Below are 21773 nucleotides of genomic sequence, written 5' to 3' on the forward strand. Positions count from 1 at the left end.
GTAACTGCCTGGCCTGCGGGAACATCGTCTCGCACCATCGGGTTGGAGCATGTGTCGGCGTATGAGTCAGGAAGCGTTCCCTACCGTAGTGAGGGTGATCCGGACGGGTGTCGGCAGTTGGAATGAGCGGTCCCCGCTTGCGGGACTAAGCTGCGGAAGGACAGGGAGGGGACCGACCCCTTACTGCCTGACCGCTCTGAGGAGCGATTAACGATGTTCGAGAGGTTCACCGACCGCGCGCGGCGGGTTGTCGTCCTGGCTCAGGAAGAAGCCCGGATGCTCAACCACAACTACATCGGCACCGAGCACATCCTCCTGGGCCTGATCCATGAGGGTGAGGGTGTCGCCGCTAAGGCCCTGGAGAGCCTCGGGATTTCGCTCGAGGCGGTCCGCCAGCAGGTGGAGGAGATCATCGGCCAGGGGCAGCAGGCCCCGTCCGGCCACATCCCCTTCACCCCTCGTGCCAAGAAGGTCCTGGAGCTGTCGCTCCGCGAGGCCCTTCAGCTGGGCCACAACTACATCGGCACGGAGCACATCCTGCTCGGCCTGATCCGCGAGGGCGAGGGTGTTGCCGCCCAGGTCCTGGTCAAGCTGGGCGCCGATCTCAACCGGGTGCGGCAGCAGGTCATCCAGCTGCTCTCCGGCTACCAGGGCAAGGAGACCGCCACCGCCGGCGGTCCTGCCGAGGGCACGCCCTCCACGTCCCTGGTCCTCGACCAGTTCGGCCGGAACCTCACCCAGGCCGCTCGTGAGTCCAAGCTCGACCCGGTCATCGGGCGCGAGAAGGAGATCGAGCGGGTCATGCAGGTGCTGTCCCGCCGCACGAAGAACAACCCCGTCCTGATCGGTGAGCCCGGCGTCGGCAAGACCGCCGTCGTCGAGGGGCTCGCCCAGGCCATCGTCAAGGGCGAGGTGCCCGAGACCCTCAAGGACAAGCACCTCTACACCCTCGACCTCGGCGCCCTGGTCGCCGGCTCCCGCTACCGCGGTGACTTCGAGGAGCGCCTGAAGAAGGTCCTCAAGGAGATCCGCACCCGCGGCGACATCATCCTGTTCATCGACGAGCTGCACACGCTCGTGGGTGCGGGTGCCGCCGAGGGCGCCATCGACGCGGCGAGCATCCTCAAGCCGATGCTGGCCCGCGGCGAACTCCAGACCATCGGTGCGACCACCCTGGACGAGTACCGCAAGCACCTGGAGAAGGACGCGGCCCTCGAGCGCCGCTTCCAGCCCATCCAGGTCGCGGAGCCGTCCCTCCCGCACACCATCGAGATCCTCAAGGGTCTGCGCGACCGCTACGAGGCCCACCACCGTGTCTCGATCACGGACGAGGCCCTCGTGCAGGCGGCCACCCTCGCCGACCGGTACATCTCGGACCGCTTCCTTCCGGACAAGGCGATCGACCTGATCGACGAGGCCGGTTCCCGGATGCGCATCCGCCGGATGACCGCGCCGCCGGACCTCCGCGAGTTCGACGAGAAGATCGCGGGCGTGCGCCGGGACAAGGAGTCGGCGATCGACTCCCAGGACTTCGAGAAGGCCGCGTCCCTGCGCGACAAGGAGAAGCAGCTCCTCGCCGCGAAGGCCAAGCGCGAGAAGGAGTGGAAGGCCGGCGACATGGACGTCGTCGCCGAGGTCGACGGCGAGCTGATCGCCGAGGTCCTCGCCACGGCGACGGGCATCCCGGTCTTCAAGCTGACGGAGGAGGAGTCCTCCCGTCTGCTCCGCATGGAGGACGAGCTGCACAAGCGCGTCATCGGCCAGAAGGACGCCGTCAAGGCGCTCTCGAAGGCGATCAGGCGCACGCGTGCCGGTCTGAAGGACCCGAAGCGCCCCGGTGGCTCGTTCATCTTCGCGGGCCCGTCCGGCGTCGGTAAGACCGAGCTGTCCAAGGCCCTCGCCGAGTTCCTCTTCGGTGACGAGGACGCGCTGATCTCCCTCGACATGTCGGAGTTCAGCGAGAAGCACACGGTGTCGCGCCTCTTCGGCTCGCCCCCCGGCTACGTGGGGTACGAAGAGGGCGGTCAGCTGACCGAGAAGGTCCGCCGCAAGCCGTTCTCCGTCGTCCTCTTCGACGAGGTCGAGAAGGCCCACCCGGACATCTTCAACTCGCTGCTCCAGATCCTGGAGGACGGTCGTCTGACCGACTCCCAGGGCCGGGTCGTGGACTTCAAGAACACGGTCATCATCATGACGACCAACCTCGGCACGCGGGACATCTCCAAGGGCTTCAACCTGGGCTTCGCCGCCCAGGGCGACACGAAGACCAACTACGAGCGGATGAAGAACAAGGTCTCGGACGAGCTGAAGCAGCACTTCCGCCCCGAGTTCCTCAACCGCGTGGACGACGTCGTCGTCTTCCCGCAGCTGAGCCAGGGCGACATCCTCGAGATCGTCGACCTCATGATCGGCAAGGTGGACGAGCGCCTGAAGGACCGGGACATGGGCATCGAGCTGTCCCAGTCCGCGAAGGAGCTGCTCGCCAAGAAGGGGTACGACCCCGTCCTGGGTGCCCGGCCGCTGCGCCGCACCATCCAGCGCGAGGTCGAGGACACGCTCTCCGAGAAGATCCTCTTCGGTGAGCTGCGTCCGGGCCACATCGTGGTCGTCGACACGGAGGGCGAGGGCGAGACCGCCACGTTCACCTTCCGTGGCGAGGAGAAGGCCGCGCTGCCGGACGTGCCGCCGATCGAGTCGGCCGCCGGTGGCTCGGGGCCGAATCTGAGCAAGGAGGCGTAGCCCTTCACGGGTCGCGCTGAAGGGGCTGCCCCGGACCGTTTCGTACGGTCCGGGGCAGCCCCTTCTGTTTATGTGAGCGGGGTGTTCCAGAAGCCGTTGGGGACCTCGACCCGGGCGTGCGGGAAGAGGCCTTCGTAGCGGTCGGCCGGGACGTGTCCGGTGCGGGCCGGCGTGATGGTGATCTTCCGCAGGGCCGGAAAGACCCGGGGCACATCGGAGAGGTCTTCGGCGCCGTGCAGAGGGGAGAGGTGCAGCGTTTCGATTCCGGGGAGTTCGGGGGCGTGCCGGAGTTCGGGCAGGAGCTGCCGGTCCAGGTGCAGACCGCTGAGGGACGGGTGACCGGCCAGTTCGGCGAAGTCCTCGGCGGTCACGTCGCATTCGCTCCCGTCCAGTACGAGGTAGGTCAAGGTCGGCCACTGTCCGAGACCTCGCAAGCCGGAAGTGCCACGGGCTCCGGAATACATCAGGAGGGTCTCCAGCGGGGCGCCGCTGGGGAGCCACTCGGTGAGGGCACTTCCGTTCAGGGTGCGTCCGATGCCGAGCTTGCGGAGTGACGTGAAGTCTTTCAGCCCGTGGAGCTGGTCGGCATAGCCCTGGCCGCGCAGGAAGAGGGTTTCCAGACGCAATGGGACCACGGGGGTGAGATCGATGAGTGCCGGGCAGTGCGAGAGGGTGAGCCCTCTGAGGTGGCGCAGCGCGGCGAATGGCGCGAGGTCGTCCAGTCGCGGGTTGTCGAAGACGGTGAGATGCGTGAGTACGTCCGGATCGACGAATGCGAGCAGCTCCTCGGCCGTGTAGGCGCCGGAAATGCTCATCCGCGCATAAGGGCCGTTCCGGGCGAGGACTTCCGCCTGGGCGTGGCTCCGCGCGGTGAAGTACAGCTCGCGCGGCGGAATATGGGCCACCACGTCATCGGCGTACTCGTCGGCGTCGAACTGATCCCAGGCCGAGAGGAGCTGGGAGCGTACGCGGGGGTCGTCGTGGTACCGGAACTGCTTGAGCACCGGCAGGGCGAACTCGTCGCCCACCAGGCTGGCCGTGGCGACCACACCCAGGGCCTCGTCGTCCGAGAGCCCCTCAGGGCCCGGAAGCAGTTCCAGGGCCAAGGGGCCGGCCTCGGCCAGGACGCGGGCCTCGGCGGCCGTGCGGGGCGGTATCAGGCCCGCGGCCCGGCCCTTCCCGTACGAAGAGCTTCTTCACGAGCGGGGTGAGGGCGCTCGACGCCAGCCGCGTGCCGAGGAGGACGGGATCCATGGGCGCTGACTACCCTCTCGGCACCGTGGCCTACCCCGCGCCGGCGGCCCGCGACGCGGTGCCTCACGGATGCGGGGCGGCGTCGACAGGGCCGATGGCCTCCCGCAGCACGCGCGCCAGGTCCTCCTCCGTGGGCAGGAGCTGACGGCCGCGCGGCGGCAGCGAGGTGTACGTGGCCTGGCCGCTGCTCGTCTCGATGAGCACGCCGATGGTGGGGGCGTCCCGGTCGGGGTCGCGCACGAGGCGGTCCACCGCCCGCACCTGGGTGTCCAGGCGGGTGAGGTGCGTGGGGCGCGCGGTGGTCGTACCGAGCGCGCAGGCGACGTAGCGGCGCAGGGAGAGGTGGTAGAAGAGCAGGTCGACGCGGTGGTACTGGTCGCCCGCGAGGACGGGGTAGCGGCAGCCGACGAAGGCGAAGCCGGAGCCGAGGCCGGTGAGGACGCGGACCATCCGGTTCGCGATCGACTCCTCGTACGTGGGGTCGGCGGGGCGCTGGTCGTCCAGGCGCAGGAAGTCCAGGCGGTAGGGGTCGCAGGCGAGTTCGGCGAGGGCGGGGGAGCCGTCGGGCAGGGTCACGTCGTCCGTGAGCGGGGCGGCGGCGCGCTGCGGGAGGTGGAGGCGCTGGCGGATGGCCAGGTTCAACTGGGCACGGGACCAGCCGTTGCGTACGGCCTCGGTGGCGTAGAAGTCCCTCTCCGCGCGCGTGTGCAGCTTGTCGAGCAGGACCGTGATATGGCTCCAGGGGAGCTGGGCCACCGGGCGCTGCGTGATGAGCGCGGGCCACGTGTGCGCCATCTTCGGCGTCTGCACGAGGTTCCGGTACGAGAAGATCCGCTGCCGGGGGAAGGCGCCGCGCAGGTCCGTGGCGAGCCGGGCCACGACGCCGGTGCCCCAGCCGTCCTCCGCCTGGCGGGCCAGGATCAGCTTGCCGATCCGCCAGTACATCTGGACCAGTTCGGTGTTCACGGCCCTCCGGGTGCGGAGGCGGGCCCCCTCTGCGGTGGCCTTCGCTTCGGCCAGCAGATCTTCGTACTTGTGCATGGGGCGAGGCTGGCGCAGCGGGTGCTTTACAGGGGCGGGAACTCTGTGGGGTCATCCGAACGTGTGGGGGTGGTTTGGGAGTTCGGCTCCTTCTGGGGCACGGATGGGCCGTGCCGGCCGGCGGACGCCCGGGGGAGGCCCCGCTCGGCGTACCCGGCCTGTGCCCGGGAGAGGTACGGCAGGGGGCTGGGCCGTCGCATCTCCCGTACGAGGACGCGGCGCACGCTCGGGAAGAGCCGGGCGGCGGCCTTCGCCGCCGGGTCCCAGGCGTCCTCCAGGGCCAGCCACAGCTCCGTGACCTGGGGCAGGCTGAGCCCGGCGGGCGCACCGGCCAGGGCCTTCGCCGGCAGGTCGAGCCGCCGGAGCCGGGGGAGCCGCGCCAGTGCCTCCCAGTCCGCCGCGCTCCTCGGCCCGTCCTCGTCGCCGAACACGACCCACTCCAGGCCCTGCCACCGGTCCAGGCGGTGCAGGCCGGTCAGGAGCCGCGTGGAGTTGAAGAGGCCGAGGGTGCGCAGGGGCGCGTCGGCGGGGACGCTGCTCAGGGTCCAGGGCTCGACGCTGTCGAAGAGGCGTAGCTCCGTCACGCCGCCGAGCGCGCGCAGGGCCCCGTTCGTCAGGTGCGCCAAGGGCCTGGAGAGCATCAGGAACGCGGGGGCGCAGGACTCGATCAGCCGGGAGGCCGCCGCGCCGGTGACCGTGGACCGGACGTCGAGGTGCTTCGGGCGGAGGCCGAGGCGCTCCACTTCTTCGGCCTGCTCGTCACCGCGCAGCGTGAAGTGCGTCTCCCCGTCGTCGAGGTGCCTGATGATCTGGTCCGCGTACAGGCGGCAGTCGAAGCGGTGCCACCCCCACATGAGCTGGCTGCGCACGAGCTGCGCGGGGTGGTGGGCGAAGCGGGCGAGGAAGGGGATCGCCGCGTCGGACGGGACGTGCGTGGCGGCGATGGTGACGTTGAGGGCGTCGGCCTCGGCCAGGCCGTCGGGGCCCGGCAGCAGGTCGAGCACCATGGGGCCGACCGCGCCCAGCTCGCGGGCCCCGGCCGCGTCGCGCGGCGGGACAAGGTCGGCCGTGCGCCGCTCCACCTCCGCCCGCACGGCCGGGTCCAGCTCCGCCGCGTGTTCCAGGCACGCCGCCGCCAGGAGGTGGACGCGGGCGCGCGGGGCGTCGCGCAGGCCGTCGCCGCGGGCCAGCAGGTCGCGCAGGATCTCGGCCCGCTCGCGCGGCCTGGCCTGTGCCACGGCCATGCGGATGACGTCCTCCCACTGGTCGTCCGCCGCGTGGCGCGCGAGCATGCCGAAGTCGCCCTCGTCGACCGCCGCACGCGCGCCCAGGAAGTCCTGGAAGGTGCGGTGGACGAACACCGCCGTGTCCGGGCCCGGCTCGCTCAGGAGCCCGCTGCGCTGGAGGAAGTGGCCGTACACCGCGGGCGCGTCCCCGAGCGCGGCGAGTTCCGGCACCGCGGGGAGCGCGTCCGCGATGATCGCCTGGGCCCGTGAGCGGTCCATCTCCGTACGGCCGTTGCGGATCAGCCAGTACGCGAGCCTTTGCAGGACCTGGAGCTGGGGTTCCTCCCGCAGCTCCGGCGTGCCCATGTGGCGCTCGCGGTCCCGGCGCAGCAGGAGCATGGACAGGGCCGCTGTGTAGAGGTCCTTGCGGCCGAGAGGGAGGAAGCCCCTGCGGTCGCGGTGCAGCGCGCAGATCAGGCCGCACATCAGGGGGTTGGTGGCGAGGCGGCCCAGGTCGGGCTTGGCCCGGACGGCCGCCAGGAGCTGGGTCTCGTACGCCGCGAGTGCCGCGTCCTCCTCCGGAGCGCCCGTCGTCGCGGCGGCGTGCCAGCGCCCGATGAACGCGGCCACGTCCGGCCCGCGCATCGGCGCGAGCGTCAGCTCCGTGAACTCCTCTTCCGCCAGCCAGTCCTCGCGTACGGCGGAGGGGCGGGACGTCACGAGCCAGCGGTTGCCGGGGTAGGCGTTCATGAGGTCCGCGAGCCACGCGCGCGTGCGGGCGCGCTCCGCGTCGGGGACCTCGTCGATGCCGTCGACCAGGAGCAGGGCGCGCCGCGCCGAGAGCACGCGTGCCTCCCAGCCGGCGGGCTGCTCCCCGGCCAGGGGCGAGCCCACGGCGGACAGGAAGTCCTTGGGCGCGGGCAGGCGTGCGCCGTGGCGGGTGAGGGTGCGCAGCGGCAGGACGTACGGGACGCGGTCGTAGAGGTACGCCATCCGCTCGTCGAGGTCCTGGCGCGCCGCCGACACGGCGAGCCACTGCACCAGGGTCGTCTTGCCGGAGCCCGCCTCGCCGCGCAGGAGGACGCGGTCGTGGGTGGCGAGTGCCTGGTCGGCGGGGCGGGGGGCCTCGTCGAACTCCAGCGGCCGGCCGAGCTGCTCCGGCCAGTCGTCGTCCGGGTCGGCGGGCTCGACGTCGCCGACGCGGTAGTCGTCCCGAGGCGTCGCCATCAGGCTCATGTACGCCGCGTCCAGCGGCCATTTCCCGGGCGAGTTCGCCAGGTCGATCCCGAAGATCGTCAGCTTTCCGTGCTTCTTCGCGACGTAGTCCAGGTACCGCTGTTCGAACGCCGCGTCCTCCGCCCCCGGGAGGGGGTCCCTTCTGATCAGCTCGTCAACTTTGGCTACCAGTTCCGCCTGGCGACGGCTCTGGCGTACGAGCGTGTGGGCCACGAACGTCGACCGCTGCGTGAAGAAGTTCAGGACGTGCAGGGAGGTGGCCGTGAGCAGGCGTTCGTAGCAGTACGTCGCGTCCGCCGACAGGTCGCGGGCCGGGTCACCGGACGCCGTCGCGGCCGCCCGGCGCAGGCGTGCCGCCAGCTCCTCGTGGCCGAGGTCCACCGCTTCCACGTCGGTCAGGGTGAGGGTGCCGAGGGCGTGCAGGGTGTCCGCGAGGGCGTGGACGACCGCCTGCTCCTCGTCGGCGGGCAGCGGGCGCTCGCCCGCGCGGACGGCCTGGCGGACCAGCTCGGCGGCGAGGCCGCGCAGGTCGTCCTCCGTCAGCTTCCCGCGCTCCCCGGTGAAGGACACCAGAGAGTCGATACGTACGGGTTTGTCCACCAACGCGGCGCCAGGGCCGGGGCGTGCGAACAGTTTCCTGACCAGAGGGGTGACGACTCCGGACGCGAGACGGATGCCGACGGCCGCGGGTTCCATGCGCGCGAGCGTAGCCCCGGTCACATCCGGCCGGTGGTGGATCTTGCAAGCGGTGACATGGGGCACAGGGCATACGTCACATACGAGGGCGGGTAGTGGTGGCCTTCGGCGTCGTGGTGGGGACTTTCGGCCCGCAACCGGCCCCCGGGGCTACGGCCACCCCTAGTAGAAGCGCGTTTTGGGCGCCGGGCGGGGTGGGGGTTACCAAGGGATGGCCGTCCGGCACGCACCCCCCTCGCGTGCCGGATTCCCTTTGCTTTCTGCCTTGTGCGTCCCCCGTGTGCGAGCCGCGTCCCCGCGGCCCGCGCCCGTGTGCCGCCCGCCCCGGAGGTCCCCATGCCGAAGCGCTCGAAGTCCCACCATTCCGGCCGCCCGTCCCGCCGCGTCCGCGCGGCCGTCGTCGCCCTCGGCGTCGGCGCGGTGACGGCTCTCGGGGCGGGCGCCGCGGGCGCCGCCGTGCAGGCTCCGGCGGCTCCGGCCTGGCAGGACCCGGTGGACAACTACCGCCTCTCCGCGACCTTCGGCCTCGGCGGCAGCATGTGGGCCCACAAGCACTCCGGCCAGGACTTCGCCGTCCCGACCGGCACCGTGGTCAAGTCCGTGCACGCCGGCACCGTCGTCAAGGCGGGCCCGAACGGCGCAGGCGATGGCCCCGCGTACGGCAACGCGGTCGTCGTCAAGCACGCGAACGGCACGTACTCGCAGTACGCCCACCTCTCGCGCGTCGAGGTCCGCGTCGGCCAGGCCGTCGCCGGCGGCCAGCGCATCGCCCTCTCCGGCAACACGGGCAACTCCAGCGGCCCCCACCTGCACTTCGAGATCCGCACGACCCCGAACTACGGCTCGGCCGTCGACCCGGTCTCCTTCCTGCGTCAGCAGGGCGTCCGCGTCTGACGCGACCGCGTCCACCGGCGGGACGCGGAGGCCGCCCTCCGTGCCGATGCCGGTCTTCCAGCAGGGCGTGCGCGTGTGATCCCCTCCGCGCGCACGCCCTGACTCACGCGCCGTGGTGCGCCTGGGTCACCAAGTCGATGGCGACCTCGAGGATGGCTTTCCGCTTCTCCTCGGGGTCGCCATCGGCGTCCTTGAGCACGAACATCCCGCCGTGCATGGTGAACAGCGCGCTGAAGCAGCGCACCTGCGCGGTCATCGGCGTCGCCGGATCGTCGTCCCTGAGGATGTCCAGGAGGGCGAACATGCGGTCCTTGAAGCTCTCGCCGGTCTTCAGGTCGCGCATCGTCGCCTGGTTCTCCTGCATGAAGCGGAAAAGGGGGGCGGCGTCCGTGAGGATCTCGCTGTAGCGCGTGAGGATCGCGCGCTTGGTGTCGAGCGTGCGGGGCTGCTGCCCGCCCCACTCGATCAGCTCGTCGATGGGACGGGTCATGTCCTCGAAGATGCTGGTGAGGATGTCTTCCTTGGTCTTGAAGTGGTAGTACAGCGCCGCCTTCGTGACCTCGAGACGCTCGGCGATCTCCCGCAGCGACGTCTTCTCGTACCCCTGCTCGGCGAACAGTGCGAGCGCTACGTCCTGAATGCGCTGGCGGGTGTCACCGCGGCGCTGCTGCTTCCCTGTGCCCATGGGGCGATCCTCGCACTCCTTCTGCACCCGAGGGGCTCCGCGTCTTTACGGACCCTTGGGACTTGCTTGCCGACCGGCAAGCCAACTTGCTTGACGCCCGGCTAGTTGGGGGTCTACCTTCCCTCAGTGTAATCAGCTTGCCGGGCGGCAAGTAAGTAGCCGGGGAGAGGGAAGCGGGGAGCGTCATGGCGAGTGCCGTAGCAGTGAAGCCGAGAGGCAAGGAACGGGCCGCGGAGGGCCCGCCCCAGCGCAGCGTGCGCGTGGTGATCTTCGCGCTGATGGTCGCGATCCTCCTCGCGATGCTCGACAACATGATCGTGAGCCCCGCGATGCCCACGATCGTCGGTGACCTCGGGGGCCTGGAGCACCTGTCGTGGGTCGTCACCGCGTACACGCTCGCGACCGCCGCCTCGACCCCGATCTGGGGCAAGCTCGGCGACATGTACGGGCGCAAGGGCGCCTTCCTCACCTCCATCGTGATCTTCCTGATCGGCTCCGCGCTCAGCGGTCTGGCCCAGGACATGGGGCAGCTCATCGGCTTCCGCGCGATCCAGGGGCTCGGCGCGGGCGGCCTGATGGTCGGCGTCATGGCGATCATCGGCGAGCTGGTGCCGCCCCGTGAGCGCGGCAAGTACATGGGCATGATGACCGGCGTCATGGCGGTCGCGATGATCGGCGGCCCCCTCGTCGGCGGCACCCTCACCGACCACCTGGGCTGGCGCTGGGCCTTCTACATCAACCTGCCGCTCGGCGCCGTCGCCCTGTTCATGGTCAGCACCGTGCTGCACCTGCCGAAGAAGCACGCCACGGGCCGCATCGACTACCTGGGCGCGGCCCTGCTCACCACCGGCATCACGTCCTTCGTCCTGGTGACCACCTGGGGCGGTACCGAGTACGCCTGGGGCTCGGCCGTGATCATGGAGCTGATCGGCCTCGGCGTCGCGGCGCTCGTCGGCTTCTACTTCGTCCAGCAGAAGGCGGCCGAGCCGCTCATGCCACTGCGGATCTTCCGCAGCCGCAACTTCACGCTCATGGCCGTGATCGGCTTCCTGTCCGGCTTCGTGATGTTCGGCGCGATGCTCTTCCTGCCGCTGTACCAGCAGGCCGTGCAGGGCGCATCGGCCACCAACTCCGGGCTGCTGCTCATGCCGATGCTGCTCGCCATGATGGCCGTCTCGATGGTCGCGGGCCGCGTCACCACCTCCACCGGCAAGTACAAGGTCTTCCCCGTCGCGGGCAGCGTCCTGATGGGCGTGGGCCTCGTGCTGCTCGCCCAGATGGACACCGAGACCTCCCGCCTCACCTCCGGGATCTACATGGCGGTCCTCGGCGCGGGCATGGGCTGCCTGATGCAGATCACCATGCTCGTCGCGCAGAACAGCGTCGAGATGAAGGACATGGGCGTCGCGTCCTCGTCGGCCACGCTGTTCCGCACACTCGGCTCGTCCTTCGGCGTCGCCGTCATGGGCGCGCTCTTCAACAACCGGGTGCAGGACGAGATGGCCGAGCGGGCCGGCGCCGCGGGCGGCAAGGTCACCGAGCAGTCCGCGCAGCTCGACGCGGCGAGCCTCGCCAAGCTGCCGGACGCGGTGCGCGACGCCTACCAGCACGCGGTGACCTCAGGGACGCACGCCGCGTTCGTGCTCGGCGCCGTGATGGCCGCGGCCGCGCTGCTCACCGCGGTGTTCGTACGGGAGACGCCGCTTCGGGGGGCCGCGCCGGCCGCGCCCGCCGACCAGTAGCCGGCCGGGAGCGCGGAAGGGGACTCCGCGCGCGGGGCGGGAGAGCCGGCCACCGAGCCGGCCGAGCGGCCGCCCCGCACCCCGGCCCACCCCGGCCCCCGGCGCCGCCCGCGCCGGGGGCCGTCGCCGTGCCCGGAGGCCGGTGTCAGCGGCGCGTGCCAGCATCGGACGAGTAGGAGAAGTTGCGGCAGCCGCGCCCGGCGGAAGCGGGCCGGGCGAGCCGCTGCCTACGGTGGCCGGCCAAGCACGCACCTCTCACCAGGAGCACACCATGATCAAGGGACTCGCCATCTCCACCATCTGGGTCCTCGACCAGGACCGGGCCAAGGAGTTCTACACCGAGAAGCTCGGCCTCGAGGTCCGCACGGACATGACCCTGGGCGAGGGCGGCATGCGCTTCCTCACCGTCGGCGCCAAGGACCAGCCCGCGGTCATGCTGGCCCTGATGGTGCCGGGCGGCGCGGGCATGGACGCCGAGTCCGCCGAAGCGCTGCGGAAGCTGGTCGGCAAGGGCGTGCTCGGCGCGGCCCTGAGCACGGACGACATCCACGGGGACTACGAGAAGCTCAAGGCCCGGGGCGTCGAGTTCCTCCAGGAGCCCCAGGAGCGTCCGTACGGCACCGAGGCGATCTTCCGCGACGACTCCGGGAACTGGTTCTCGTTCACCCAGGCGCGCGAGGGCGGCCTGGACCTCGACAAGGACTGGGGCTGCTGAGTCCTCAGCCGAGGTCCGGCAGCTGGAGCATCGGGTAGCTGCCCGTGTTCGTCGGCGCGTGCTCGGGCAGCCAGAGGACCGCCACCGCCCCCTCCGCCGCCTCGTCCGTGGACGCGCCGGGCGGGCGTACGTTGCGGAAGGTCAGACGCGCGCCGAGCACCCGGGCCTGGCCCGCCGCGATGGTCAGGCCCAGGCCGTGGCCGCGGCCCGCGCGGTCCGCCGAGCCGGTGCGGAAGCGGCTCGGCCCCTCGGCGAGCAGCGCCTCGGGGAAGCCGGGGCCGTGGTCGCGCACCCGCACCACGCGGCCCTCCACGCTCACCTCGATGGGCGGCTTGCCGTGCTTGGCGGCGTTGGTGACCAGGTTGTGCAGGATGCGCTCCAGGCGGCGCGGGTCGGTGGTGACCTCCGACTCGTGCACCACGGTCACCGCCACCTCGACCGGCAGCGTGGCCATGCGCCGGCTCACGAACTCGCCGAGCAGGATGTCCTGAAGCTCGGCCCGCTCCGACGCGGAGTCGAGCCGGGCCACCTCAAGGACGTCCTCGACGAGCGTGCGCATCGCCTGCGCGCGGTCCTTGACCAGCTCCGCGGGGCGCCCCGGCGGCAGCAGCTCGGCCGCCGTGAGCAGCCCGGTCACCGGGGTGCGCAGCTCGTGGGCGATGTCGGCGGTGACCCGGCGCTCGGCCTCCAGGCGCTGCTTGAGCGCGTCCGCCATGGCGTCGACGGCCTGCGCGAGGTCGTCGGTCTCGTCGCGCACCACGCCGCCGATGGCGTCCTGTACGGAGACCTCGGTCTGGCCCTGGGCGACCTCGCCCGCGGCCGTCGCGGCCTTGCGCAGGCGGCGCGCCATCTGGCCGCCGATGAGCACGCCGATCGCGCAGCCGCCGAAGACGACCGAGATGGAGCCGATGACCAGGGCCTGGTCGAGGTCCTTCATGATCGTGGCGCTGCGGTCGGTGAAGCGGGTGTGCACCGACAGGACGTGGCCGTTGCTGAGCGGCACGGCCGCCCAGATGTCGGGCGTTCCCTCGCCGCGCTCCTGGACGTAGGTGGCGCGGCGCCCCTTGAGGACCTTGCGGCGCAGCTCCTGCGGCATCTCCGGGTCGTCGACCTTGGTGCCGTAGATGGCGGGGGTGGTGCCGCGGGCCTCGTAGTTGCGCTGGGCGATCTGGACGCGCTCGTCCTGGAGGTCGCGCGCGTTGTCGAGCATGGACACGCGGGCGGCGTTGTGCACGACGAGGCTGAGCGCGACCGCGACGAGCGCGCCGACGAGCCCGATGGCGGCGGCGATCTTCCACCGCACGCCGGTCCTCAGCCGCTGCCCGACCAGGCCGAGCAGCCGCTCCCGCATGCCGCCGGGCCCGCGCCCCGCGCGGCCGTGACCGCCGCGGCCGGGCCGCGCCGCCCCGTTCATGCCCGCCCCCTGGACCGTCGCGCGGGCACCGCTGCGGCGGGCCCGGCGCGCAGCACTGCGGCTGGCCCGGCGCGCAGCACTGAGGCTGGCCCGGCGCGCAGCGCCTCGTATCGCGTCCCGCAAGCTCACGCCTTGAGCTTGTAGCCGAAGCCGCGGACCGTCTCGATGCGGTCCTGGCCGACCTTCGTGCGCAGGCGCTGCACATGGACGTCGACGACGCGCGTGTCGCCGCCCCAGCCGTAGTCCCAGACGCGCTCCAGGAGCTTGTCGCGGGACAGGACGGTGCCCGGGGCGGAGGAGAACTCGAGGAGCAGGCGCATCTCGGTCGGCGTCAGGGCGACGGTCTGGCCGCCGCGGCGCACCTCCATGCCCTCGGTGTCGATCTCCAGGTCGCCGAAGGTCAGCACGCCGCCGTCCCCCGCGCCCTGCTCCTGGGCCGCGGGCGCGGCCGTGCCGGAGCCGCTGGCGTGTCCGAAGCGGCGCAGGACGGCGCGGATGCGCGCGACCAGGACGGCGCCGTCGAACGGCTTGGTCACGTAGTCGTCGGCGCCCGCCTCCAGGCCGAGGACGACGTCGATCGAGTCGGCCCGCGCCGACAGCATGATCACCGGAACCGTCGACTCCTCGCGGATGCGGCGGCACAGCGAGACGCCGTCCATGCCCGGGACCATCACGTCGAGCAGCGCGATGTCGGGCCGGTCGGCCCGGAACGCCTCCAGGCCGAGCAGTCCGTCGGGCATGGCGGTGACCACGAAGCCGTCCCGCTCCAGGGCGAGCTGCGTGGCTTCGCGGATGACGTCGTCGTCCTCGACGAACAGGACATGGGTGTGTTCTGCCATCGGGTGCTCTCAGTTCGAGGTGGTCAGGGCGGTCGGGGTGGTCACTGTCCGGTCCGGGTGGGTCTCGGGTCGTGCGGCGGGCGTGGCTCAGTCGTCGCTCGGAGCGCTGGGCTCGCCGCCCACCGCGTTGCTGTAGTTGTTGCGGACGCGGCCCCGCTCGGTGAAGTGGTCCGTCGCCCAGCGGTACGTGATGACGTCCTCACCGGTGGGCTCCGCCACCGAGCCGTCCTTGCCGTACAGCTGCTTGCTGACGACCAGGGCTCCGCGGTCGATCTCGGCGTAGACGGGAGGCTGCTCGTCGGCGAAGACATTCTCGTACTTCTTACCGTCCGGGCGATACACGTAACTTCCGATGCCCACGGCGTCACCACAGGTCAGCACGTTCACGACAACGTCGGAGGACGCTGCTCCGGTCAGGTTGCCGTACGAGACGTCCACCGGGTACTCGTCCTCGGAACACGGTTTGAGGTCCCGCTTCACGGCGAGGCTGACCTTCGGGTCGTCCTTGACGAGCTGGACCGCGTCGACGTTCTTGGGAGCGGGGGACGGGGCCTGCGAGGGCGAGGCCGACGCCACGGCGCCGGTGCGCGCCGGGCCCTCGTCGCGGGTGCCGGAGCCGCCGGTGGAGCAACTCGTGACGGTGAGCAAAAGCCCGAGGGCGGCGAGCACGGCCACCGCCGCACTCCCCGCCTTCTGATGCACACCCGCTGATCTGTCCTGTCCCGCCCGACCGGCACGGCCGGTCCGGCTGGCCCGGGGACTCAGGCCGCGCAACGCTCCCGCTCCTCACGTTCGAACACGCGTGCGTCGAGGTCGCGACTCTCCAGCTCCTGGCGGAGCCGGGCGAGCGCCCGGTGCAGCGTGCTCTTCACCGTGCCGGCCGACATGCCGAGCGCGGCGGCCGTCTCCTCTGTGGACATCTGCTCCCAGTGTCGCAGCACGACGACGCTGCGCTGCTTCGGGGCGAGCACCTTCATGATGTCCATCAGCAGGGCGCGGTCCGCGTGCTGCTCGGTGGAGTCGTCCACGGAGGCGTCCGGCAGCTGCTCGGTCGGCACCTCTTCGAGCTTGCGGGCACGCCACCACTCGGTCCGCGTGTTGATCATGACGCGGCGCAGATAGGCGTCCGCGAGCCGCTTGTCGGCTATGCCGTCCCAGCGACCGTAGGTTCGTACGAGCGCGGTCTGGAGCAGGTCCTGCGCGTCCACGGGGTCCGGTACGAGCCGTCGGGCGCTGCGCAGCAAAGCGTCCTGCCGAGTGCGGACGTAGTCTTCGAACTCGAGCACCTCGCCGTGCGCCATTCCCAACCGCCTCCGTTCCGTTCGTCCCCGGTTCGCTGACCGCGATCCCTTGCCTGTGCGGTACGGGAATGAAGTTACGGAGGCGTTGTCACGGCGTTGTGCGGAGCAGCCAGCGGCGGACGCACGGCTGTACGTCGGTTGTGTAACAGAAGTAGGGCAGGAGTAAACCCGCAGCTCCATGTGGGAGTGGTTGCCCTATTTGTCGCTGTGGACTTGTTACGGAGGCCGCGCGGCGGCCCCGGGGCGGCCGGTGGCCGTGCTCCCGGGCGGCCGGTCCTCAGGTCAGCGGCGGCCGGTCCTCAGGTCAGCGGCAGCCGGTAGAACCCGTCCGGCAGGGGCTCCACCAGACCGTCGGCGACGAGCCCGTCAAGCGCGCGGGCCCGCTGCACGGGCTCGTCCCACACCCGGTCGAGCGCCGTCTGCGGCACCGGCGTCACGGCCTCGCGGAGCACCGCGAGCAGCTTGCCGCGCACCTGGCGGTCCGTACCGGCGTACGTCTGCCCCCGGCGCGCGGGACCCTCGTGCGCGGGCTTGCCCGCCGCGCGCCAGGCGCAGTGCGCGGCGATCGGGCAGCGCCCGCAGTCCTCGTTCTTCGCGGTGCACACCAGGGCGCCCAGCTCCATGGACGCGGCGGCCCAGCGTGCGGCGGTGGCCTCGTCCTCGGGCAGCAGCGCGCGGGCGAGCTTGCGCTCGGCGGCGGTGGTGGCGTTCGGCGGGTACTGCACGCCGGTCACGGCCCGTGCGAACACGCGACGCACGTTCGTGTCGAGCACGGCGTGCCGCTGCCCGTACGCGAAGGACGCGACGGCCGCCGCGGTGTACTCGCCGATGCCGGGCAGCGCGAGCAGCTGCGCGTGCTGCGTCGGTACGTCACCGCCGTGGCGCTCCGTTATGGCGACGGCGGCGCCGTGCAGACGCAGCGCCCGGCGCGGATAGCCGAGCCGCCCCCAGGCGCGCACGGCCTCGCCGGGCGCCTCCTTGGCCAGGTCGGCCGGGCGCGGCCAGCGGGCGACCCACTGCTCGTACACGGGCAGGACCCGGCTGACGGGCGTCTGCTGGAGCATGAACTCGCTGACCATGACACCCCAGGGCCCGGCGTCCGGCCGGCGCCACGGCAGGTCACGCGCGTGTGCCTCGAACCAGGCGATGACGGGGGAGTGGAGCCGGCCGTGGGACGGGGGCCCCTCTGCGGCTCGGCTGTCGTCTCGGTCGGCGGCGAGTGCGGTCGGCATGCCCACGATCCTGCCACGGAGGGCCCGGGCCCCGGGCCAACGGCACGGCACGCTGTGCAGCGCGCCGAACCCCGGGGCCCGGCTGTCGCGGGGCCTCCTCCCCGCCCACCCGCCCTCACAGGCCGGACCCCGGTCCACCGTCAGCCGACGAACACGCCGAGCGCCCCCACCCAGCCCGTCCGGCGTTTGAGGACAAGCGCGGTAGCGCGGTGCGGTGACGGGCGGCAGAGGACAACGCGAGGGCGGGCGGGGGAGAGAGACCCCTGTCGATCGGCAGGTACAGGCGCGGCCGCAGGCACGTAGCGTCGAGGGGGTGAGAACCCGACGCCATGTGGACGCCCTGCTGTGGCTGGCCCTGGCCATCCCCGCGGCGACGGCCGACGCGATCGGCCTGAACGAACCCCGCACGGCCTGGCAGCAGCTCGGCGGCCTAGCCGCCCTCGCCGCGGCCGCCGCGATCTGGCGCCGCCGCCCCACCCTCGCGTTCCTGCTCGCCGCGGCCCCCGGCGAGGCCACCGCCCCCTCCCTGTTCACGGTCTCGTACGGCATGGCCCTCGCGGCCTTCGCGTACCTCCTGGGCAGGCAAGGGCCGCGGCCCTTGCCCGCGATCCTGGCGTTCGCCGCGGTCGCGGCGGCGGGCACCGCCAAGGTGGTGGTGCGCGACGTCGACCCGGTCGTCGAGTGGCTGGTGCTCATGGCCACGCTCCTGTTCGGCGCGGTCTTCCCCTGGCTCGCGGGCCGCTACTGGCGGCAGAGCCGCGCCCTGACCGCGTCCGCGCTCGCCCGCGCCGACCAGCTGGAGCGCGAGCAGCGGATCGTCGCCGACCGCGCCCGGCTGCGGGAGCGGGCCCGCATCGCCCAGGACATGCACGACTCCCTCGGCCACGAGCTGAGCCTGATCGCGGTGCGCGCGGGCGCCCTCCAGCTGGCCGCCGACCTGCCCGAACACCATCGCGCGGCGGCCAGCGACCTGCGCGTGGCCGCGGCCGACGCCACGGACCGGCTGCGCGCGATCATCGGCGTACTGCGGGACGAGGGCGACGAGCCCGCCCCGCTCGCGCCGCCCGGCGAGACGGTGGGGCAACTGGTCGCGCGGGCGGCCGAGTCGGGCCTCAGGGTGCGGTACGTCGCGGACGGCGACCAGGAGCCCGGCCCGCAGGAGCGCCTGGCCTACCGCGTGGTCCAGGAGGCCCTGACCAACGCGGCGAAGTACGCGCCCGGCGCCCCCGTCACCGTCGCGGCGACCCGCGCGGACACCCGTACGACGGTCACGGTCACCAACGGCATGGCCAAGGAGCCCGGTTCACCCCCCGGCGGCGGCTCCGGCCTCGCGGACCTGCACACCAGGCTGGCGGCCCTGGGCGGCGACCTGGAGGCGCGGCCGGACGGCGACGGCTTCCGGGTGCGCGCGGTGATTCCGGCGGACGCGGGCGTTCCGCTGGGGGCCCCGGCGGGCGCCGTGCCGCTGCCCTCCGGGACGCTCGCCCACGCCCGGCGCCGCACCGTGCTCGCCTTCGGGGCCGCCGCGGCGACCGGTGCCGTCCTGATCGCCGGGACGTTCGGCTGGTACGCGTACACCAAGACGCACTCCGTCCTGAAGCCCGCCGACTTCGCCGCGCTGCGCGTGGGCGCGGAACAGGCCGACGTCGCGGCCGCCCTGCCGGAGCGCGGCGTGAGCGACCCGCCCGTGGACCGGGCGCCGAGCCCGCCGCCCCCGGGAGCGGACTGCCGCTACTACCGCGCGAGCGGCGAACTCTTCACCTCCTCAGCGCACTTCAGGCTCTGCTTCGAGAACGGAAAGCTCGTGGACAAGACAGTGATCCCCAAGGCCGGTACGGCCGCAGTGGACGGCGAAGGGGGGCGGCGGTGATCCGCGTACTCCTGGCCGACGACGAGGCGATGATCCGCGCGGGCGTGCGGGCCATCCTCACCGCGGGAGACGGCATCGAGGTCGTCGCCGAGGCCGCCGACGGCCGGGAGGCGATCGAGCTGGCCCAGGCGCACCGCCCCGACGTGGCGCTCCTCGACATCCGCATGCCCCGCCTCGACGGCCTCGCGGCGGGCGAGGAGATCGTCAGGACGCTGCCGGGCACGGGCGTCGCGATGCTGACGACGTTCTCCGAGGACGCGTACGTCGCCCGCGCGCTCGGCGGCGGGGCCACCGGCTTCCTGCTGAAGTCGGGGGATCCGCACGAACTCATCGCGGGCGTACGGGCGGTGGCGGGCGGCGCCGCGTTCCTGTCGCCGAAGGTCGCCCGGTACGTCATCGACGGGCTCGGCGGGCGGCGCATCGGCCGCGAGTCGGCCGCACGCGCGCGCGTGGCGGGCCTGACCCCGCGCGAGCGCGAGGTGCTCGGCCTGGTGGGGGCGGGTCTGTCCAACCCGGAGATCGCCGCGCGCCTGCGTCTGGTCGAGGGCACGGTCAAGGCCTACGTGAGCGCGGTCCTCGACCGCCTGGAGGTCAAGAACCGCGTTCAGGCGGCGATCGTCGCGTACGAGGCGGGGCTCGTCGCGGACGAGGGCGCGCGGACCGCGCCGGGCGCCCCGGGCTGATCCGGGCTGATCCGGTCTGATCCGGTCTGATCCGGTCTGATCCGGTCTCAGGGGCGGTGCGTCGGGGGCTGCTGGTAGTCGCCCTGGTAGTAGCCGCCTTGCTGGTGGTCGCCCTGCTGCGGGTGCGGGACGTAGGGGTCCGCGCCTTGCGCCGGGTACGCCGCGTCGCCGTAGGGCGCCTGCGCGTTGTGCTGGTACGGCGCCGCGTCCCCGTACGGGGCGTGCGTGCCGTCCCCGTACGAGGAGTCGTACGGGGAGTCATACGAGGAGTCGTACGAGGCGTGGGGCGCGTACGCCGGGGACGCGTCGTAGGCCGGCGCCGAGCCGTACGGGGTGCCGTACGCCGTGTCGTACGCCGAGGGCGCGTCGTACGCGGGGGACGCCGAGGGCGCGGGGGACGCCGCGTACGCCGGTGCGGGGGCGGCGGCTCGTCCGGGCGCGTGCGCCGGGGCCGGGCCGGGGCCCGCGAACCAGGTGACGAGCGCCGTGCGCGACCCCCGCATCGTCTCGGCGACCCGCGCCAGGGGGCGCGAGGCGAGCCGCACCGCGAGGAACGCGACGACCGCGCCGAGCACCAGGCCGACGGCCACGTCGTGCGGGTAGTGCACGCCCACGAAGACCCGCGAGAAGGCCATGAGGACCGCCATCGGCAGCGTGAGGGCGGCGATGCGCGGCCAGGCGAGCGCGAGGCCGACGGCGGCGGCGCCCGCGATCGTGGAGTGGTTGCTGGGGAAGGACCAGTCGCCGTGCGGCGGGCACTCGACGAGCGGAGTGAGCGCGCCCTTCACGGCCCGGCACGGCCGTTCCTCGTCCACCACGGACTTCACCGCCTCGCTGATCACATACGCGAGGGCCGTGCCCAGGGGCGCGAGGACCGCCACCGCGAACGCGCGCGGGTCCCCGCTCCGGGCCCGCCACCAGGCGACGACGAACAGCGCGCCGAAGAGCAGCAGGCCGAGTTCCGTCCACACCTCGGCGAGGTGCTGCACCCAGCCCGGGGTGTCATGGGCGAACTCGGTGATGTCGCGGTAAAGGCCGGAGGAATCCATGGTGTCCATGATTACGGACCGTACGTAGGGATCTCGAATCGTCACATCCAGCGATGGACCGATATCAGACCTGACGAAAGACAGGGAGCGAGCGGGGCGAGGACGGGGCGACAGGCCGGGTGCGGGGCGGGTGCGGGGCGGGGCGCGTGGCCGGAACCGTGATGATGATCCGCAAAAGTTGTGAACCCAGGCGGCGGGTGGGGCCGGAGAACGCGCCGTTCTCTCGTAAGGTTTGGGCGTGGGATCTCTGCGCAATCCGATCGGGCCGCTTCCCTCCTCCATCTACTGGCGTCGGAGGGCCGTTCTGCTGTCCGTGCTCGGACTCCTCTTGCTCCTCGTCGTCTGGGCCCTCGCCTCGGGCGGAGGCGGAGGGAAGAACGGTGCTGACGGGCCGTCGGGCAACGGCCCCGCGACGTCCATCACGCCGGGCCCCTCCGGCTCGGGCCCCGCGATCAGCGAACACCCGGGCGGCCGGGACGAGTCGGAGGGATCCGGTGGTTCCGGGGGCTCCGGCGGTTCCGGTGGTTCCGGTGGTTCCGGCGGTTCGGACGGCGACGGGGACTCCGGTTCCGGTTCCGGCGGCGGCTCGGGCGAGGACTCCGGCGGCGCCGGGGGCGGCTCCGGCACCGACGACGCGAAGGGCGGCGGCGGCTCGGGCAACCGGCTGCCCGCGGGCTCGACGCTCTCCAACTGCACGTCCGGCGCGGTGCAGTTGAAGCTCCGCAGCCTGCGGAACGAGTACGCGGTGGGGCAGAAGCCGAAGCTGGAGCTGACCGCCGTGAACAAGAGCGGCAAGGCCTGCAAGGTCGATCTCGGCGCCAAGGGCACGGTCCTGACGATCACTCAGTCCGATTCGGGCGACGAGATCTGGTCCTCCGCCGACTGCCCCGCCGCGGGCGGTACGAGCCTGCTCTTCCGGGTGCCCGCCGGCGGCCGGGTCTCGCACGTCGTCGAGTGGGACCTGAAGGCCAGCGCGCCCCAGTGCGCCACGCCTCCGGCGGGGGCGGCGAAGCCCGACACCTATCTGGTGGAGGCCAAGTCCGCGACGCTCGGCTCGGACCGCGCGTCCTTCGTCCTGACGGCCGACTGACGCCCCGCCGGTGGCGCCCCGTTAGGGGCGCGGGGAAATGCGCGGCCAGCCACGACGTGCCCGCAGC

Annotated in this window: 16 protein-coding genes and 1 pseudogene; 7 read left to right on the forward strand and 10 right to left on the reverse strand. The window is 72.3% G+C overall.

Features of this window, described 5'->3' with window-relative positions:
- The first annotated feature begins 213 nt into the window (after positions 1 to 213).
- Complete coding sequence (locus AC07GB_RS16940; RefSeq protein WP_030679875.1) at positions 214 to 2739, forward strand: ATP-dependent Clp protease ATP-binding subunit; 2526 nt, start codon at positions 214 to 216, stop codon at positions 2737 to 2739.
- A 68-nt stretch (positions 2740 to 2807) separates the two neighbouring features.
- Here AC07GB_RS16940 and AC07GB_RS16945 read toward each other — a convergent pair whose 3' ends face one another.
- From AC07GB_RS16945 to AC07GB_RS16955, 3 genes are all read right to left on the reverse strand, one after another.
- On the reverse strand, positions 2808 to 3845 hold the full coding sequence (locus AC07GB_RS16945; RefSeq protein ID WP_478846010.1) for a leucine-rich repeat domain-containing protein: 1038 nt from the start codon (positions 3843 to 3845) through the stop codon (positions 2808 to 2810).
- 211 nt (positions 3846 to 4056) lie between these two features.
- A complete protein-coding gene (locus AC07GB_RS16950; protein ID WP_478846012.1) occupies positions 4057 to 5034 on the reverse strand; it encodes a PDDEXK nuclease domain-containing protein in 978 nt (325 codons plus the stop codon).
- A gap of 26 nt (positions 5035 to 5060) precedes the next feature.
- Positions 5061 to 8192, reverse strand: coding sequence for an NACHT domain-containing protein (locus tag AC07GB_RS16955; protein WP_478846014.1), 3132 nt, complete (start codon positions 8190 to 8192; stop codon positions 5061 to 5063).
- 336 nt (positions 8193 to 8528) lie between these two features.
- Here AC07GB_RS16955 and AC07GB_RS16960 point away from each other — a divergent pair, with 336 nt between their 5' ends.
- Complete coding sequence (locus AC07GB_RS16960) at positions 8529 to 9086, forward strand: M23 family metallopeptidase (RefSeq protein ID WP_478846016.1); 558 nt, start codon at positions 8529 to 8531, stop codon at positions 9084 to 9086.
- A gap of 103 nt (positions 9087 to 9189) precedes the next feature.
- Here the strand turns inward: AC07GB_RS16960 and AC07GB_RS16965 are convergent, their stop codons facing one another.
- The gene (locus AC07GB_RS16965; protein WP_478846018.1) at positions 9190 to 9771 is read right to left on the reverse strand and encodes a TetR/AcrR family transcriptional regulator; all 582 of its coding nucleotides are present in this window, start codon (positions 9769 to 9771) and stop codon (positions 9190 to 9192) included.
- A gap of 185 nt (positions 9772 to 9956) precedes the next feature.
- On the opposite strand from AC07GB_RS16965, the gene AC07GB_RS16970 reads away from it, so the two are divergent.
- Both AC07GB_RS16970 and AC07GB_RS16975 read left to right on the forward strand, forming a co-directional pair.
- A complete protein-coding gene (locus AC07GB_RS16970; protein ID WP_478846020.1) occupies positions 9957 to 11513 on the forward strand; it encodes an MDR family MFS transporter in 1557 nt (518 codons plus the stop codon).
- 271 nt (positions 11514 to 11784) lie between these two features.
- Positions 11785 to 12228, forward strand: a complete 444-nt coding sequence (locus tag AC07GB_RS16975; RefSeq protein ID WP_478846022.1) for a VOC family protein — start codon at positions 11785 to 11787, stop codon at positions 12226 to 12228.
- 4 nt (positions 12229 to 12232) lie between these two features.
- Here AC07GB_RS16975 and cseC read toward each other — a convergent pair whose 3' ends face one another.
- The 5 genes from cseC to AC07GB_RS17000 all read right to left on the reverse strand — a co-directional run bounded on the left by cseC (position 12233) and on the right by AC07GB_RS17000 (position 17014).
- The gene (cseC, locus tag AC07GB_RS16980; protein ID WP_478846024.1) at positions 12233 to 13642 is read right to left on the reverse strand and encodes a two-component system sensor histidine kinase CseC; all 1410 of its coding nucleotides are present in this window, start codon (positions 13640 to 13642) and stop codon (positions 12233 to 12235) included.
- Positions 13643 to 13767: 125 nt separating this feature from the next.
- The gene (cseB, locus tag AC07GB_RS16985) at positions 13768 to 14481 is read right to left on the reverse strand and encodes a two-component system response regulator CseB (RefSeq protein ID WP_478846026.1); all 714 of its coding nucleotides are present in this window, start codon (positions 14479 to 14481) and stop codon (positions 13768 to 13770) included.
- 87 nt (positions 14482 to 14568) lie between these two features.
- Entirely contained in the window at positions 14569 to 15156 is a 588-nt protein-coding gene (locus AC07GB_RS16990) for a hypothetical protein (protein WP_478846028.1), read from the reverse strand.
- 86 nt (positions 15157 to 15242) lie between these two features.
- On the reverse strand, positions 15243 to 15782 hold the full coding sequence (locus tag AC07GB_RS16995) for a SigE family RNA polymerase sigma factor (protein ID WP_478846030.1): 540 nt from the start codon (positions 15780 to 15782) through the stop codon (positions 15243 to 15245).
- A 299-nt stretch (positions 15783 to 16081) separates the two neighbouring features.
- Positions 16082 to 17014 (reverse strand): HhH-GPD family protein, encoded by a 933-nt coding sequence (locus AC07GB_RS17000; protein ID WP_478846032.1) that lies wholly within the window; start codon positions 17012 to 17014, stop codon positions 16082 to 16084.
- A gap of 313 nt (positions 17015 to 17327) precedes the next feature.
- Between AC07GB_RS17000 and AC07GB_RS17005 the strand changes: the two genes are divergently transcribed.
- Together AC07GB_RS17005 and AC07GB_RS17010 are read left to right on the forward strand one after the other, a co-directional pair.
- The gene (locus AC07GB_RS17005) at positions 17328 to 18884 is read left to right on the forward strand and encodes a sensor histidine kinase (protein ID WP_478846034.1); all 1557 of its coding nucleotides are present in this window, start codon (positions 17328 to 17330) and stop codon (positions 18882 to 18884) included.
- The gene (locus AC07GB_RS17010) at positions 18881 to 19567 is read left to right on the forward strand and encodes a response regulator (protein ID WP_478846036.1); all 687 of its coding nucleotides are present in this window, start codon (positions 18881 to 18883) and stop codon (positions 19565 to 19567) included. The genes AC07GB_RS17005 and AC07GB_RS17010 overlap by 4 nt, the downstream gene beginning before the upstream one ends.
- Before the next feature lie 431 nt (positions 19568 to 19998).
- On the opposite strand, the pseudogene AC07GB_RS17015 reads toward AC07GB_RS17010, so the two are convergent.
- Positions 19999 to 20625 (reverse strand): annotated as a pseudogene (locus AC07GB_RS17015) (phosphatase PAP2 family protein); the annotation flags it as partial.
- Positions 20626 to 20854: 229 nt separating this feature from the next.
- On the opposite strand from AC07GB_RS17015, the gene AC07GB_RS17020 reads away from it, so the two are divergent.
- Positions 20855 to 21706 (forward strand): hypothetical protein, encoded by an 852-nt coding sequence (locus tag AC07GB_RS17020; RefSeq protein WP_478846038.1) that lies wholly within the window; start codon positions 20855 to 20857, stop codon positions 21704 to 21706.
- Positions 21707 to 21773: the final 67 nt, after the last annotated feature.

The organism is Streptomyces sp. NPDC045778 (assembly GCF_056431945.1).